Origin of the sequence: Dactylosporangium maewongense (assembly GCF_039531485.1) — a bacterium.
Taxonomy (GTDB): domain Bacteria; phylum Actinomycetota; class Actinomycetes; order Mycobacteriales; family Micromonosporaceae; genus Dactylosporangium; species Dactylosporangium maewongense.
The window spans coordinates 174,888-190,282 of record NZ_BAAAQD010000011.1 but is presented as its reverse complement, the minus strand read 5'-3'; the positions used below and the strand labels follow the sequence as shown (position 1 = coordinate 190,282).

Below are 15,395 nucleotides of genomic sequence, written 5' to 3'. Positions count from 1 at the left end.
CGGGCTACAGTGTCCGCCGTGGACGCCGAGGATCTTGACTACCGCGCCCGCACGCCGCGGCCGCGGGCCGGGACGAGGAGGCCGCGGCGTTGCTGACGGCCCGCATCGAGGCGGGCGGCGCCCGGCCGCACCACTGTCTCGAGTGTCTCGAGCCGTTCAACGCGTTGGACCTGCTGGCCGCGATCCGGGAGCGGCAGGGCCGGGTGGACGAGGCGGTCGCCGTGCTGCGCGACCGGGAGGCGACCTCGGTGAACGGCCGTGACGCGCTCGCCGAGCTGCTGGCCAGGCACGACCGGGTATCACGGGGACGCCGCGCGACGTCTCGCGGAGCTGCTGGAGGAGCGCGGTGACGTGGAAGGCGCGATCGCCGTCTACCGCGACCCCGGCGACTCGGGGTCCCGCCGGGTCTTCGGCCTGTCGTATCTCGCGGAGCTGCTGGTGCGGCACGGCCGCCCCGACGAGGCGACGGAGGTGCTGCGGGAGCTCGCTTCCACGTGCACGGACGACTGGAGCGTCGACGAGCTGTGCACGCACCTCGCGGCCCAGGGGCGCGCCGGGGACGGGCTGGCCTTCCTGGATGCCCTCGGCTTCGACGAGTGGGAGTTCTTCAGGATGCGGCTGGAGCTGATGGCCGGCTGCGGCCGTCTGGACGAGGCCCTCGAACTGGCGGCCGCGCACCCTGAGGGCGGCACCGGCTACGCGGCCGAGACCGTCGCTGGACTGCTCGCCGGCGCCGGACGTACGCAAGAGGCGGTCGACGTGCTCGAACGCCCCGGGTCCGGCTGGGGGAGTCGGGCGCTTGCCGGCTACCTGCTCGACCTCGGCCGGGTGAAGGACGCCGTGGCGGTGTTGCAACGGCCGGTGCTCAGGCCGACCTGGCCGGCTCCGGTGGGACCGGTCGATGGGCCGCCGTTCTGAGCGTCGCGTTCTAGGCTGTATGAGGGTGACAGCACGAGGCGGTGCGCAAGCTGGCACTTCGCGCCGTACCCTGTGCGCACGAAAGTTTGAGGGGTCCAGCAGCAAACCTTCCGACCGGACGGTAGGCTCTGGGCTCCGCAGCGATACAGGAGGCCGTAAATGGCTCGTGCGACGTCCGCCCGGCCGGAGTCGACCCGCCGCCGGCAGCGGTGGCCGGACGGGTACGACCCGGAGAACACCCGCAAGTCGCTGATCACGAGCGCGCTGGACCTGTTCGAGAAGCGCGGCTTCGACCGCACGTCGGTGCAGGAGATCGCGGACCAGGCGCAGCTGACGAAGGGTGCGTTCTACCACCACTTCGAGAGCAAGGACGACCTGCTGCGGCACATCCAGGAGGAGTACCTGGAGGCCCAGCTCACCGCGATCCAGCAGATCGAGGCCGGCAGCGACGACCCGGCGGTGCGGGTGCGCGAGCTAATCCGGTTCAGCCTGACCAGCGTGGCCGAGTACCGGGCGCACGTGACGATCTTCTACCAGGAGCGGCGGTACCTGACCGGGGAGCTGTTCGCGGAGGTGACCCGCAAGCGGGACCTGGTCGAGGCGGCCTTCGCCGGGATGGTGCAGGACGGCGTCACGCGGGGTGTGTTCCGCGCGGACGTCGACGCCCGGATCGCCACGTTCGGTCTGGTCGGCATGTGCGCGTGGGCGTACCAGTGGCTCAACCTGAGCGGCCCGCTGAGCGTGGACGAGGTGGCGCGCCAGTTCAGCGCCATGGTCCTGGAGGGCCTGTACGCCTGATGGGCAGGGCGAACCCTTGAGGGGGCCGCTCCCGGTGTGATAGATACCTTCCAGTCGGAATGATTGGAGGGTCCATGACACGGGCGGTTCGGGCAGGCATGGACTTCGTCACCGCGCTGGACCGGGGCAGCCTCGGCGGCCTCGCCCGGCTGTGCGCGCCCGGCGCGACCTGGTGGGTCGACACCGGACCGGACCGCCGCGGCGGCGACCCGGCGGTGTCGCCCGGCGGCAGCGGCCGGTTCCCGCTGCACGGGCTGATGCGCATGGACGACAAGCTCGCGCTGATGCGGTCGCTCGGCCCGAAGGCGTTCCCGACCGGCTGCCGGCAGATCCCGCGCCGGGTGATCGCCGGGACCGACGTGTGCGTCATCGAGGTCGAAGGCCACGGCCTGCACGCCTCCGGCCTCGAATACGCCAACCGGTACGCGTTCGTGTTCGACGTCGACGCCGCCGGGGCGATCGTGTCGGTGCGCGAATACCTCGACACCATCCACGCCCAGCACGTCGTCGGCGCCGGCGCCCCGGTGCCCCGCACCACCCTGGACCACGTGCCCGGACCCGGCGGCCAGCGGCCGGGCAGCCGGGCGGAGGAGCTGGCGCTCGCGCTGTGGCCGGCCCTCGCCCGAGGCGACGTCGATGCCTTCGCGGCGCTGTTCGACGCCGGCGCCACCTGGTGGACCGACTCCGGCCGGGACCGTGAGCGCGGGCGGCTGCACCGTACCGGCGACATCACCGCGAACGGCCCCTTCCACGGCACCGTCGCCATCGCCGACAAGCTCACCGCGATGCGGGCCAGGATCGCGTCCGGTGCCTACGCCTCCGCGGCCGTCACCGTCACCCCGCACCGGTGGGTCGCCGACGACACCCTCGTGGCGATCGAGGCGAGCGGCGACGCGACCCTGGGCGGCGGGCCCCAGCAAGAGAACCGGTACCAGAACCGCTACCTGTGGGTCGTGGACACCGCCCCGGACGGGATCGCGCAGGTCCGGGAGTACTGCGACACCCTGCACATCGCCGACCTGATGGGCTACGACGCGGAGGTCGGAGCATGACCGGGCTTCCCTTCACCGACCTCAACCACGTCCTCACCACCACCCGGTCGGTGCGGCTGCGGCTGGACTACGACCGGCCGGTGCCCCTCGACGTGATCGGCGAGTGCCTCCAGCTGGCGGTGCAGGCCCCGACCGGTGGCGCCGCCGAGGACTGGCGCTGGGTCGTCGTCGGCGACCCGGACCGCAAGGCCGAACTGGCCCGCCTGTACCTGGACGCCTACCTGGAATACGTGCACAAGCCGCTGCACAGCGCCGAGGGCGCCGAAAGCCGGATCGTGCGCGGCCGCCTCGGCGGGGTCGACGAGCACGGCGCGGTCAGCGCCCGGACCGCGCGGATCCTCGGCGGCGCCGAGCACCTCGCGCACCACATCGGCCGGGCGCCGTTCCTGGTCATCCCGTGCGCGACCCGGCCCAACCCGGCCAAGGGCGGCCCCGGCACGCACTCGGCCGTGTACGGGTCGCTGTATCCGGCGATCTGGCAGTTCAACCTCGCGCTGCGGGCCCGCGGGCTCGGCACCGTCATCACCACCCTCCACCTGCACCACGCCGCCGCCGCGGCCGAGCTGCTCGGCATCCCCGACGACGCCCTGCAGATCACCATGCTCCCGATCGCGTACACCCAGGGCACCGACTTCAAGGTCGCCGCCCGCAAGCCCGTCAGCGACGTCGCCTTCCTCGACCGGTGGGGCGACCCGCTGCCCTACGAGGACAAGCCCGTCGACCGCCTGACGGGAGAGGACACCGCATGACCGTCCCCGCCGTGATCACCGACATCGACGAGGTCCTGACCACCACCCGCGCGGTGCGGCACCGCATGGACTTCACCCGGCCCGTCGACCGCGCCGTCGTCGAACACTGCCTGCGGCTGGCCCAGCAGGCGCCGATGGGCTCCAACCTCGAGGACTGGCGGATCGTCGCCGTCGACGACCCGGCGCTGAAACGCCGCATCGGCGCGCTATACACCGAGGTGTGGCACCAGACCGTCGAGGGGCCCCTCGCGGGCGGTGAGGCGGCGACGACCACCCGGCTGTCACCGTCGGTGCGGCCCGACCCGGCGTCGCAGGCCCGGCAGGCGCGGATCCTGACCGCGGTCAAGTACCTGGTCGACCACCTCGAGGAGGTGCCGGTCCTGATCGTGCTGTGCAGCACCAAACCGGTCCCGCAGCGCCCGGTCGGCGGCACCGCGTCCGGCTACTACGGCTCGATCTTCCCGTTCGCCTGGTCGTTCCAGCTGGCGCTGCGCTCCCGCGGCCTGGGGTCGGTGATGGCGACCGCGCTGGCGCACAAGGCGACGCAGGTGCGGGAGGTGCTCGGCCTGCCCGACGACTGGCGGCCGATCACGCTGCTGCCGGTCGCCTACACCAAGGGCCTCGACTTCCGGCCCGCAGCCCGCGCCGACCTCGGCGACGTGACGTTCTGGAACGGTCCCACCGAGCGGGCCGGGTCCGCGTGAGGGCCGCCTACGTCACCGAGCCGTCCCCGGCCGACCCGGTCGCCGCGATCCGGGTCGGCGACCTCGACACCCCCGCGGTCCCCGACGGCTGGGTCCGCGTCGACGTGCGGGCCGGCGCGCTCAACATGCACGACCTGTGGACGCTGCGCGGCGCCACCCGGCACCCGGGCACCGGCCCGCACGTGCTCGGCAGCGACGCCGCCGGGGTGGCCGGCGGGCAGGACGTCGTGGTCTACCCGGTGCTGCCCGCGCCCGGCGGGAACGGCGGGCGGGCCGTCGCGCACGCGACCCTGCTGCCCGACGCCGGTCACGGCGTGCTCGCCGAGCACATCGCCGTCCCCGCCGCACACGTCCTGCCGCGCCCGGCGCACCTGGACTGGGCGGAGGCGGCGAGCCTGCCGACGGCGTGGCTGACCGCGTACCGGATGCTGTTCACCAAGGCCGCCCTCGCCCCCGGGCAGGTGGTGCTGATGCAGGGCGCCGGCGGCGGCGTGGCGACCGCCGCGGTCAGCCTGGCCGTCGCGGCCGGCGCCACCGTCGTCGTCACCTCCCGGTCCGAGCGGAAACGGGAGCGGGCCCTCGAGCTCGGCGCCGCCGCGGCGTTCGACACCGGCGCTCGGATCCCGGAGCCCGCCGACGTCGTCGTCGAGACCGTCGGCGCAGCGACGTTCGAGCACTCGACCCGCTCCACCCGCGTCGGCGGGACGATCGTCGTCTGCGGCGGCACCAGCGGCTTCACCGCGAGCCTCGACCTGACCCGGCTGTTCGCCCGGGAGATCACCGTCCACGGGTCGACGACGGGATCCCTGGCGGAGTTCCGGGCGCTGCTCGACTTCGTCGCCGAGCACCGGCTCCGTCCGGTCGTCGACAGCACCGTCGACCTCGCCGACATCTCCACCCAGGCCACGCGGATGCTGTCCGGCGCCGCCTTCGGCAAGCTCTGCGTGCGTGTCGCATGACCGCTCCAGAGCGCGGGCCTGTGGTGGTGACCAGGCGAGGGGCGGCGCTGTGGGCGCGGATCGACCGGCCCGGCGCCGGCAACGCGTGCAGCTCCGCGGTCATGGCCGGCCTGGAGGAATGGCTCGCAGCGGCCGACGAACCCGGCATCCGCGTCCTCGTACTCACCGGCACCGGCCGCAGCTTCTGCGCCGGCGCCGACCTCGCCGAGGCCACGGCACTGCTCCGGGACCTGACCGCGCTGCGGAAGTTCCTGGACCGGGGCCGGAGGCTGGTCCGTGCGGTCATGGCCGCCGGTGTACCGACGATCGCCGCCGTCAACGGTGCCGCGTTCGGCGGCGGCCTCGAACTGCTGCTCGCCTGCGACGTCGCCGTCGCCGCGGACACCGCCCGGATCGGTGACCGGCACATCGCCGTCGGCCAGGTCCCCGGCTGGGGCTCCAGCGTGCTGCTGCCGCTCGCCGTCGGGCCGGCGGCCGCCCGGCGGCTGCTCATCGCGGGCGAGACCTGGACCGGCGAGGACGCCGCGCGCCGCGGGCTCGTCAGCGAGGCGGTCCCCGCCGCGGACCTCGACCGGCACGTCGAGGCCCTCGCCGAGCGGATCGCCGCCCTGGACGAGGCGGCGGTGCGGCGCATGCTGCGGGTCGCCCGGCCGGTCGTCGCCGCCGACGCGTGGGACCGCGAATGGACCACCCTCACCGAACACGTCACCGCCCTCGCCACCGAACACGCCACCGAACACGTCGTCGAACCGGAGTGACCATGCGACCCGTCCGTCTCACCACCGTGCCCGCCCCCGGCGACCTGCTCGGCCTGGTCGGCCGGGAGCTCGGCGCCAGCGAGCCGCAGGTGCTCACCCAGGACCAGGTGGACCAGTTCGCCGACGTCACCAGGGACCACCAGTGGATCCACGTCGACGTCGAACGCGCCCGCTCCGGCCCGTTCGGCACGACGATCGTGCACGGGTTCTTCACCCTCGCCCTGGTGCCGCGCCTGCTCGCCGACATCCTGGAGGTGCAGGCCTACTCGATGGGCGTCAACTACGGCCTGGACCGGGTCCGCTTCGTCAAGCCGCTTCCGCCGGGCGTCCAGATCCAGGGCACCGCGACGCTGCTGTCCGCGAAGCCGATCGAGGCCGAGGCCGGTCGTCCCGCCGGCGTGCAGGCGAAGGCGTCGGTGGTCGTGGAGTTCGCCGAGACCGGCGAGACCTGCTGCGCCGCGGAGATCCTGTTCCGCTACTACAGCTGAACCACAGCGGACAGGTCAGGCGGCGCACGGCCAGAGCCGGACATGCCGGCCACACCCGCGGACATCGAACTATGTGCCTGGCGTCGATGGTTCGCCGGCGCCTGGTCCCCCTAGCCTCGGCGGACACACCCCGCCGCCACGGGAGGATCCATGAGATTCCTCGTCCGCTCCGTCACGGCCGCCGCCGTGACCGCCCTGCTCGTGCTGGCCGGCGCCGTGCCGGCGCGGGCCGCGAACCCGCCCACCAAGCCGCCCGTCGCCGGATCGCTCGGCACCTACAACGTCTCGTCCGTGTACGTCGCCGGCGTCTCGTCCGGCGGCGCGATGGCCACGCAGCTGCACGTCGCGTACTCGTCACGGATCCAGGGGGCGGCGATCTTCGCGTCCGGGCCGTACTACTGCGCCCAGAACAACGCCGGCCAGGCGCTGTACGGCTGCATGGACAACGTGTGGCCGACGTACCTGACGAATCTGCAGACGTACACGCGCACCTGGGCGGCATACGGCTGGATCGACCCGGTCGGCAACCTCTCCGGCCGGCCCGTCTACGTGTTCCACGGCAACGGCGACACCACGGTCAAGAAGTCCGTCAACGACGACCTGGTCCGCTACTACCAGCATTTCGGCGCGAGCGTGCAGTACGACAGCGGCTCGCCCGCCGGGCACGCCTGGGTCGGTCCGTACGGGACGGTCAGCTGCTCGGCCACCGCGTCACCGTTCCTCAACGACTGCGGCACCGACCCACAGAACGCGTTCCTGCGCAAGCTGTTCGGCTCGGTCAACGGGCCCAACACCGGCGCGCTCGGTGGCCGGCTGATCAGCTTCAGCCAGAACACCTTCGCCGTCAACGGCTACGCCAACGGGATCAGCATGGGCGCGACCGGTTTCGCGTACGTCCCGTCGGCGTGCACCGCAGGCCAGTCGTGCCGCCTGCTCGTCGCGCTGCACGGCTGCAAGCAGGCCTACACCGAGGTCGGCACAGCCTTCGTCGACCGGGCCAATCTCAACCAGTACGCCGACACGAACAGCATGATCGTGCTGTATCCCCAGGCGCTCGCCACTGCGGTCAACCCCAACGGCTGCTGGGACTGGTGGGGCTACCTGGGCGCGACCAACTACCCGATCAAGGGCGGGGCGCAGCTGGAGACCATCATGAACATGGTGCGCCGCCTGGACGGCTGAGCGGTGCTCTGCCGCGCCGGGCTCACGGCGCGTCCACGGTCGACTTCCTGGACGCGCCGTGAAGGGCGACCCGGCCGGGCCGGGCGTCACACCGGGCCGGGCCCGCCCCCGCAGCCCTGCACGATGTAGGTCGAGTAGCCGGCTTTGATGCCCCAGTCGAGGACGACGCCCTGACAGTTCGTGGTGTGCCCGCCCTGTTGGTGGGTGCGCGCGGCGTCGGAGTAGAAGAGCCAGCCGCACATCGTGTCGGCCGGACACGCGCTGTACGCGGCGGCCGGCGTGACCGGCGCCAGCACAAGCGAACCTGCGACCACTGCGGATGCCAGCGCGAAGCGACGGAACAACGAAGTCATAAAGTGATGGTCGCCAATGTACTGCCGAAGTGCAAGAGCTCCAGGTGGACGCTCAATCCGGCGGGCGGCTGGGCGGACCTACTCGGTGGGGCCGGTGGGGGCGACGAACCGGCCGCGGTAGAACGACAGGGCCGGGACCTTCGTCGGCTTCAGGTGCACGTGGTCGACGTCCACCAGCACGATGACGTGGTCGCCGCTGGTGATCACCTCGTCGCGGACCCCGGCCAGGATCGCCGGGGTGCCGGGCAGCAGCGGCACGCCGTCCGGGCCGGGCGCCCAGGACACGCCGCTGAGCTTCTCCGCGCCGGACAGCCCCGAGGTCGCGAACCGCCGGGCGATGTCCTCCTGGTCCTGGCCGAGGATGTGGATCGCGATCCGGTCCGCCGCGACGAGCACCTTGAAGCTCGACGACGACGTCGCCACGCAGAACAGCACCTTCGCCGGGGACAGCGAGACCGACGTGAACGAGTTGACGGTCAGCGCCGCCACGGCACCGCCGGCCGCCGTCGCGGTCACGGCGGTCACCCCGGTGGGGAAGTGCCCGCAGACCTGGCGGAACTCGGCGGAGTCGAACAGGGGCTCGGTCGTCATCGGTCCACCGCCGGGGGAGAGGAGTTGGGAGCGTCGGGGCGCAGGCCGCCTTCGAGCTGCACCAGGCACAGGGTGTGCCCACCGGGGTCCTTCACCAGGTGGAGCCGCCCGTGCGGGCTGTCGACGGGGCCGACGGTCGGCGTGCCGCCCAGGTCGGACACCCGCGCCAGCGCGTCGTCGAGGGAGCCGACGTTGAAGTACGTGATCCACTTCGACGGGATGATGTTCGGCCACTCGTTGTCCAGTTCCAGGACGCCGGCGACGGGCACGTCGCCGAGCATGAGGACCGTGTACGGGCGGGCGGTCGGCGAGTCGTCGCGCTGCTGGGTGGCGTAGCCGAACAGGTCCTGGTAGTAGGCGACCGAGCGTTGCGGCTCGCCGGTGTCCAGCTCGTTCCAGCACAGGGCGCCGACGGTGTTGAGCGTCTGCACCCCCGCCCGGGACTCACCCTGGTACAGGCCGAACGCCGCGCCGAACGGGTCGACGACCACGGCGCCGGTGCCGGCCGCCGGCAGGTAGCGCGGCGGGGTGACGAGCTCCCCGCCGAGCGTGACGGCCTGGTCCGCGGAGCGTGCGACGTCGTCGACGGCGAAGTAGGCGATCCAGCCGCGGGGCCGGCCGCCGTGCAGGCCCGTGGCGTCGGAGATGCCGGCGACGTCGTGCCCGTCGACGCTGCACATCCGGTACGTGGTCGCGCCGAGCTGCTCGTGCCGCACGGTCCAGCCGAGCAGCGCGCGGTAGAAGTCCTCGGCCTGCTGCGGGTCGGTGGTGCACAGCTCCACCCAGACGGCCTCACCGGCCTGGAACGGCGGGTTCACGCGGTCACGCTCGCGACGATCGTGCGGGCGGAGACCTCGTAGGCGTGCTCCGGGGAGCCGGTGGCGAGGCTCGACTCGACCACCTCGACGACCGCGCGCAGGGTGTGCGGCGGCACGGCGGCGAGCGCCTCGACGAGGGCGTCGACCTCGCTGTCGAGATCGTCGTCGGCGACCACCCGGGCGACCAGGCCCCAGCCGAGCAGTTGGTCGGCGGTTGCGGTGCTCGCGCCGGTCGCCAGCGCGTACGCGTGCGGGCGGGGGAGGGCCTGGGCGATGGTGTGGCCGACGCCGGCGGGGGCGAAGCCGAAGCGGGCCTCGGGCAGCGACAGCCGGGCGCCGGCGGCGGCGACCGGCAGGTGGACGGCGCTGAGCAGGCCGGCGCCGAAGCCGATGACGTGCCCGCGGACCGCGCTGACCACGGGCACCGGCAGCCGTCTGATGCGGTGCAGCGCGGCGTCGCTGTCGCGCAGCCCGGCGGCGACCGCCTCCTGGGTGGTGTCGGCGAGCGCGGCGAACGACGTGGTGTCCCAGCCGCCGCAGAAGTGCCGGCCCGCCATGTCCAGTCGGATCACGGCGCAGGTGCCGTCCGCGGCGGCGGTCTCCATCGTGGCGACGAGCCCGGCGAGGGCGCCGTCGTCGAAGCAGTTGCCGCGGGCCGCGTTGTCGTAGCGGACGCGGGCGACGCGACCGTCGTGTTCGCGGGTGAGGGTGATGGCCACCGCCGGATCATACATACCAGTCGGTATGAAGACAACGATGCTGGCAGACGGGGGTGTGTCACGCGGTCGTTACGGACCTGACACCAGTTGGACCTGTTGACTTGATACCGGCTGGTCGGTACTTTGTGGCCAGCGTCACGGCCGCGGCTCGCGGCGACATGACGGGTCAATCGTTGTGAAGGACGTCCATACATGCTCATGAGCTCCTTGCGATCCCGGCGGCCTCTGGCGCTGGTCGCCTCCCTTGCCCTCGCCGGCGCCGGCCTCGCCGCCTGTGGTGACTCGAAGCCCGGCACCGCCCAGTCGGCCGGCCCGTTCACCGTCCGGGCGCTGCTCGCGGCCCAGCCCGCGACCCTCGACCCGATCGTCGGTGCGCGGTCGGCCCAGATCGTCTGGGCCACCATGCTCGAACCGCTGATCAACACCGACGCCGGCCTCAAGGCCGTCGACACCGGCCTCATCACGAGCTGGACCCGCACCGACGCGACCACCTGGACGTTCAAGGTCCGGCCCGACATCAGCTTCAGCAACGGCGAGAAGGCCGACGCCGCGGCGGTCGCCAACACCCTCACGCTCACCCGTGACACCGCGGCGTCGCAGCTCAAGTCGTACTTCACCAACGTCGCCGACATCGCGGCGCCGGACGCCACCACGGTCGTGGTGAAGACCAAGACCTCCCAGTACAACCTCGCGGACCTGCTCACCACCGTCTACCTGGTGCCGCCGAAGTACTACCAGGAGAAGGGCTCGGCGGGCTTCGCCGCGGCCCCAATCGGCACCGGCCCCTACGTGTGGGCCGGCTCGAACGCGGGCCGCGACATGTCGGTCAAGAAGAACCCCGACTACTGGGGCCCGAAGAAGGCGATCAACGACGGCATCACCTTCACCTGGGCCAACGAGGCCGCGCAGCGGCTCGCCCTGATCCAGAGTAAGAGTGTGGACGTCTCGTTCGACCTCCCGCCGGCCCAGGCCACCACGGCCAAGAAGGCGGGCATCACGGTGACGAGCACCGAGACCGCGATCAAGATCATCGCGTTCCTCGACTCGACGAAGCCGCCGTTCGACGACCCGAAGCTGCGCGAGGCGGCCGCCCTGGCCATCGACCGGGACGCGATCGTCAAGGGCATCTTCGACGGCCAGGCCGTCGCCGACGCCGGCCTGCTCAACGTCAGCCCCGGCCAGAAGCCGGCGCAGAGCGTGACCGCCGACCCGGCCAAGGCCAAGGAGCTCGTCGGTGCCGCCGCCCCGGCGGTGCAGATCCACTACCCGGCGGCGCAGTACACCAACATCGAAGAGGTCTCCCAGGCCGTCGGCGGTGCCCTCGAGAAGGCCGGCTTCAAGGTCACGTACGTGCCGATCGACTACGGCACCCTCGTGAAGCGGGTCGTCGGCCGTCAGGTCCCCGGCATCTCGATCTTCGCCGGCGTGCCCAACGTCGCCGTCCCGGACTTCTTCGCCAGCGGCTTCATGAAGACCAAGTCGATCACCGGCAACTGCCCGGACCCGAAGATCGACGACCTGGCCCAGAAGGCCCTGGAGCAGACCGACGCCGCCGCGGCCGCCCCGATGTACGAGGAGCTCAACACGATCGGCGTGGTCGAGAAGCACTGCTACGTGCCGCTGTACCGGCAGGTGTTCAACTACGCCACCGCCGGCGGCGTCAAGGGTCTGGTGTTCGGTCCGCTGAACACCGTCGACTTCACCCAGACGACCCACTGACAATGTCCGACGTCGTGCAGAACGGGATGCCGGGCGGCGACGCCCGGCACCCCCACGCCCTGGAAAAGACCCCAGCCAGGACCCCGGATCGGGGTGCGCCGGTGCTGGAGGTCGACGACCTGGTCGTCGAGCACCGCAACCGGCGCACCGGCGAGGTGTTCCGGGCCGTCGACCACGTGTCGCTGCGCATCGGCGCCGGCGAGAGCGTCGCGGTCGTCGGCGAGTCCGGCTCGGGCAAGACCACCCTCGCCATGGCCGCGACCGGGCTCGGCACCCGCGGCGAGGGCGACATCCGGCTCCTCGGGCACTCGCTGTCCTCGGTCGGCCGCAAGCAGCTGCGCCGGCTGCGGCCCGAGGCGCAGGTGGTCTTCCAGGACCCGCACGGCTCGCTCGACCCCCGCCAGTCCGTGCGGTCCGGGCTGCGGGAGCTGCGCTCGCTGCAACCGGAGCGCACCTCCTGGATCGAGGACACCGCCCTGCTCGAACGGGTCCGGCTCGAGCCGTCGATCCTCGACCGCTACCCGCACCAGCTCTCCGGAGGGCAGGCGCAACGGGTCTGCATCGCCCGGGCACTGCTGATGCGGCCCCGGCTCATCGTCGCCGACGAGCCGACGTCCGGGCTCGACGTCTCCGTGCAGGCCGACGTGCTGGCCCTGCTCAAGGAGATCCGCGCGACGACCGGCGCGGCCCTGCTCATGATCAGCCACGACCTGGCCGTGGTCCGCTCGGTCTGCGACGTCGTGCACGTCATGTACCACGGCCGGGTCGTCGAGTCCGGGCCCTGCGAGACCGTCTTCGCCCGGCCCCAGAACGACTACACCCGCGAGCTGCTCGCCGCGATGCCAGGAGCGCGATGGAGGTCACGGCAATGAAGACCAGCCCGGTCCCGGCGGCGAACAACGTCGCACCCACGCTGACCAAGGCCGGCATGCCGGCGGCGCCGCCCGGCGGGGCGACCCCGGCGAAGAGCGGCCGGTCCAGGCGGGCCGGTGCGCTGCGCCGCGCCGCCGCCCGGATCGCCGCCCTGCTGGCGTCGCTGCTGATCGCGCTGAGCATGGCGTTCATGCTCGGCCGGCTGTCCGGCGACCCGACCACGACCATCCTCGGCCCGATGGCGACACCCGAGCAGCGCGAGGCCCTGCGCCACGAGCTCGGCCTCGACCGGCCGCTGCTGGTCCAGTACCTCGACTACCTCAAGGGCGTCTTCACCGGCGACCTCGGCCAGTCGCTGCAGTTCTACCAGTCGAACACCTCGATGATCATGGACCGGTTGCCGTTCACGCTGCAGCTCGTCGCGGCCGGCATGGCCCTCGCCATCCTCATCGGCGTCCCCCTCGGCGTGCTCGCCGCCAGGCGCGAAGGCACCTGGTGGGACCGGGCCGCGTCGACCGTCGCGCTGCTCGGCCAGTCCGTGCCGGTCTTCTGGTTCGGGATGATGCTGGTGGTGCTGTTCGCCGTGAACCTCGGCTGGCTGCCGGCCGGGCAGTCCGGCACCCCCGCACACCTGGTGCTGCCGGCGCTGACGATGTCGGTGTACCCGATGGCGCAGATCGCCCGCCTCACCCGCGCCTCGATGAGCGAGGCCCTCGCGGAGCCGTACATCGACGCCGCCAAGGCCCGCGGCATCCTCGGCCGCCGGGTGGTGTGGCGGCACGCGTTCAAGAACGCCATGATGCCGATCCTCACCATCGTCGTGCTGCAGACCGGCATCCTGCTGTCCGGCGCGGTCGCCGTCGAGTACGTGTACTCCTGGCCCGGCCTCGGGCAGCTCGCCCTGCAGGCCATCCAGTTCCGCGACTTCCCGCTCGTCCAGGCGATCGTCGTGTTCGGCGCGCTGGTCTTCGTCCTGCTCAATCTGCTCGTCGACGTCATCCATTCGATCGTCGACCCGAGGGTGAGGTGACGGCATGAGCCAGTTGGAGCTTGAACTCAAGCCGGCCGAGGCGCCCCGCCGGTCCAAGCGGACGTCGGCGTTCTGGCTGGCGGTGCCGATCGCCGTGGTCGCCGTCGCCGTGTTCGTCCTGCCGCTGACCGGCCTGCTCCCCGCCGCCGGCCAGGACCTGAACGCGACCCGGCAGCCACCCGGCTTCCTGAGCGGCGGCTCCTGGTCGCACCCGCTCGGCACCGACAAGCTCGGCCAGGACCTGCTCACCCAGTTCGTCGAGGCGGGCCGGCTGACCATCATGATCGGCCTGGTCGGCGCGGTCGTCGCGATCGGCCCCGGCACCCTGCTGGGCCTGCTCGCCGGGTACTTCCGCGGCTGGGTCGACCGGGTCATCTCCGTGCTCATCGACGCCCAGCTCGCGCTGCCGTTCATCCTCGTCGCCCTGGCGATCATCGCGAACCGGGGCAGCTCCCTGCCGGTGCTGTTCCTGGTCCTGGCGCTCACCGGCTGGGCCGTCTGCGCCCGGGTCACCCGGTCGGCGACCCTCGCGATCCGGGAACGCCAGTTCGTGCTCGGGCTGCGCGCCGCCGGCGCGTCGGAGCTGCGCATCGTGTTCCGGCACATCCTGCCCAACCTCGGCGGCACGATCGTCGCGCTCGGCACCCTCCAGGTCGGCACCGCGATCCTGATCGAGAGCGCGCTCAGCTTCCTCGGCCTGGGCGTGGTGCCCCCGATGAACAGCTGGGGCTCGCTGCTGGCGGCCGGCCAGGACGAGCTGAGCACGGCCTGGTGGATCGCGTTCTTCCCCGGCTTCGCGGTCACCGTCCTCGTGCTGCTGGTCAACCTGCTCGGCGACGCCCTGCTCACCCACTACGACCCCCGCAAGAGGCGCCGATGACCAGCCTGCTGCACGTGTCCGGCCTGTCCATCTCGGCCCGCCTCACCGCCGGGCACCTCAGGCTGCTCGACGGCGTCGACCTCGACGTGGGCCGCGGCCAGATCGTCGGCGTCGTCGGCGAGTCCGGCAGCGGCAAGACCACCCTCGCCCGCTCCGTCGTCGGCCTGCTCGAACGCAACGTCACCGTCGAGGCCGGCACCGTCGAACTGGCCGGCGACGTGGTGGTCGCCCCCGGCGTCGACCGCACGGACCGGATCCGCGGCACCGCCGTCGGCATGGTCTTCCAGGACGCGTCCCGGTCGCTGAACCCGCTGATGAAGGTCCGCACCCACCTCGGCGAGGTGCTGCGCCGGCACGTCCGCGACATCGGCAAGGCCGACGTCGAGCGGCGCTCCGTCGAGGTCCTCGAACAGATGCGGATCAGCGACCCGGCCCGGGTCCTGGACAGCTACCCCCACCAGCTGTCCGGCGGGCTGCGCCAGCGGGTCGCGATCGGCCTCGCCGTCGTCACCCGCCCGGCGCTCGTCATCGCCGACGAGTGCACCACCGCGCTCGACGTCACCACCCAGACCAAGGTCGTCGCGCTGTTCCGGACCCTGGTCGACGAGCTCGGCATCGGCCTGCTGTTCGTCACCCACGACCTGATGCTCGCCAGCGACCTCTGCGACCGGATCGCGGTGATGAGCCGCGGCCAGGTGGTCGAGCAGGGCGGCGTCGAGGACGTGCTGGACCGGCCGCGGCAGGACTACACCCGCCGGCTGCTCGCCGCCATCCCCTCGTGGACCTGACCGCTGTGGACCCGAC

Annotated in this window: 19 protein-coding genes; 15 read left to right on the top strand and 4 right to left on the bottom strand. The window is 72.3% G+C overall.

Going from position 1 to position 15,395, the window contains the following annotated elements; translation table 11 throughout:
• The first annotated feature begins 89 nt into the window (after window positions 1-89).
• The 10 genes from ABD332_RS27305 to ABD332_RS27260 all read left to right on the top strand — a co-directional run bounded on the left by ABD332_RS27305 (window position 90) and on the right by ABD332_RS27260 (window position 7,608).
• Window positions 90-350 (top strand): hypothetical protein, encoded by a 261-nt coding sequence (locus tag ABD332_RS27305; RefSeq protein WP_344505002.1) that lies wholly within the window; start codon window positions 90-92, stop codon window positions 348-350.
• 1 nt (window position 351) lies between these two features.
• A complete protein-coding gene (locus ABD332_RS27300) occupies window positions 352-918 on the top strand; it encodes a tetratricopeptide repeat protein (protein WP_344505001.1) in 567 nt (188 codons plus the stop codon).
• Between the two features lie 159 nt (window positions 919-1,077).
• Window positions 1,078-1,716, top strand: a complete 639-nt coding sequence (locus ABD332_RS27295; protein ID WP_344505000.1) for a TetR-type transcription factor C-terminal domain-containing protein — start codon at window positions 1,078-1,080, stop codon at window positions 1,714-1,716.
• 74 nt (window positions 1,717-1,790) lie between these two features.
• Complete coding sequence (locus ABD332_RS27290) at window positions 1,791-2,768, top strand: nuclear transport factor 2 family protein (protein ID WP_344504999.1); 978 nt, start codon at window positions 1,791-1,793, stop codon at window positions 2,766-2,768.
• Window positions 2,765-3,517 (top strand): nitroreductase family protein, encoded by a 753-nt coding sequence (locus ABD332_RS27285; RefSeq protein WP_344504998.1) that lies wholly within the window; start codon window positions 2,765-2,767, stop codon window positions 3,515-3,517. Before ABD332_RS27290 ends, ABD332_RS27285 begins: the two co-directional genes overlap by 4 nt.
• Window positions 3,514-4,221, top strand: coding sequence for a nitroreductase family protein (locus tag ABD332_RS27280; protein WP_344504997.1), 708 nt, complete (start codon window positions 3,514-3,516; stop codon window positions 4,219-4,221). Before ABD332_RS27285 ends, ABD332_RS27280 begins: the two co-directional genes overlap by 4 nt.
• On the top strand, window positions 4,218-5,180 hold the full coding sequence (locus ABD332_RS27275; protein ID WP_344504996.1) for a zinc-binding dehydrogenase: 963 nt from the start codon (window positions 4,218-4,220) through the stop codon (window positions 5,178-5,180). The genes ABD332_RS27280 and ABD332_RS27275 overlap by 4 nt, the downstream gene beginning before the upstream one ends.
• On the top strand, window positions 5,177-5,938 hold the full coding sequence (locus ABD332_RS27270; RefSeq protein WP_344504995.1) for an enoyl-CoA hydratase/isomerase family protein: 762 nt from the start codon (window positions 5,177-5,179) through the stop codon (window positions 5,936-5,938). The genes ABD332_RS27275 and ABD332_RS27270 overlap by 4 nt, the downstream gene beginning before the upstream one ends.
• 2 nt (window positions 5,939-5,940) lie before the next feature.
• Complete coding sequence (locus tag ABD332_RS27265; protein WP_344504994.1) at window positions 5,941-6,426, top strand: MaoC family dehydratase; 486 nt, start codon at window positions 5,941-5,943, stop codon at window positions 6,424-6,426.
• Between the two features lie 150 nt (window positions 6,427-6,576).
• Window positions 6,577-7,608, top strand: a complete 1,032-nt coding sequence (locus ABD332_RS27260) for an extracellular catalytic domain type 2 short-chain-length polyhydroxyalkanoate depolymerase (protein WP_344504992.1) — start codon at window positions 6,577-6,579, stop codon at window positions 7,606-7,608.
• A gap of 86 nt (window positions 7,609-7,694) precedes the next feature.
• Here ABD332_RS27260 and ABD332_RS27255 read toward each other — a convergent pair whose 3' ends face one another.
• From ABD332_RS27255 to ABD332_RS27240, 4 genes are all read right to left on the bottom strand, one after another.
• Window positions 7,695-7,961 carry a DUF6289 family protein gene (locus tag ABD332_RS27255; protein ID WP_344504990.1) on the bottom strand — a complete coding sequence of 89 codons (267 nt, stop codon included), beginning with the start codon at window positions 7,959-7,961 and terminating at the stop codon, window positions 7,695-7,697.
• Window positions 7,962-8,039: 78 nt separating this feature from the next.
• The gene (locus ABD332_RS27250; protein ID WP_344504988.1) at window positions 8,040-8,552 is read right to left on the bottom strand and encodes a flavin reductase family protein; all 513 of its coding nucleotides are present in this window, start codon (window positions 8,550-8,552) and stop codon (window positions 8,040-8,042) included.
• The gene (locus tag ABD332_RS27245; protein WP_344504987.1) at window positions 8,549-9,370 is read right to left on the bottom strand and encodes a VOC family protein; all 822 of its coding nucleotides are present in this window, start codon (window positions 9,368-9,370) and stop codon (window positions 8,549-8,551) included. The genes ABD332_RS27250 and ABD332_RS27245 overlap by 4 nt, the downstream gene beginning before the upstream one ends.
• Window positions 9,367-10,089 (bottom strand): enoyl-CoA hydratase/isomerase family protein, encoded by a 723-nt coding sequence (locus ABD332_RS27240; protein WP_344504986.1) that lies wholly within the window; start codon window positions 10,087-10,089, stop codon window positions 9,367-9,369. Before ABD332_RS27240 ends, ABD332_RS27245 begins: the two co-directional genes overlap by 4 nt.
• Window positions 10,090-10,287: 198 nt before the next feature.
• On the opposite strand from ABD332_RS27240, the gene ABD332_RS27235 reads away from it, so the two are divergent.
• The 5 genes from ABD332_RS27235 to ABD332_RS27215 are packed head-to-tail and all read left to right on the top strand — an operon-like array spanning window position 10,288 to window position 15,379.
• Complete coding sequence (locus tag ABD332_RS27235) at window positions 10,288-11,808, top strand: ABC transporter substrate-binding protein (protein WP_344504984.1); 1,521 nt, start codon at window positions 10,288-10,290, stop codon at window positions 11,806-11,808.
• Window positions 11,809-11,810: 2 nt separating this feature from the next.
• On the top strand, window positions 11,811-12,680 hold the full coding sequence (locus ABD332_RS27230) for an ABC transporter ATP-binding protein (protein WP_344504983.1): 870 nt from the start codon (window positions 11,811-11,813) through the stop codon (window positions 12,678-12,680).
• Complete coding sequence (locus tag ABD332_RS27225; protein ID WP_344504982.1) at window positions 12,677-13,711, top strand: ABC transporter permease; 1,035 nt, start codon at window positions 12,677-12,679, stop codon at window positions 13,709-13,711. The genes ABD332_RS27230 and ABD332_RS27225 overlap by 4 nt, the downstream gene beginning before the upstream one ends.
• Before the next feature lie 4 nt (window positions 13,712-13,715).
• On the top strand, window positions 13,716-14,591 hold the full coding sequence (locus tag ABD332_RS27220) for an ABC transporter permease (RefSeq protein WP_344504981.1): 876 nt from the start codon (window positions 13,716-13,718) through the stop codon (window positions 14,589-14,591).
• Entirely contained in the window at window positions 14,588-15,379 is a 792-nt protein-coding gene (locus ABD332_RS27215) for an ABC transporter ATP-binding protein (protein ID WP_344504980.1), read from the top strand. The genes ABD332_RS27220 and ABD332_RS27215 overlap by 4 nt, the downstream gene beginning before the upstream one ends.
• The last annotated feature ends 16 nt before the right edge of the window (window positions 15,380-15,395 follow it).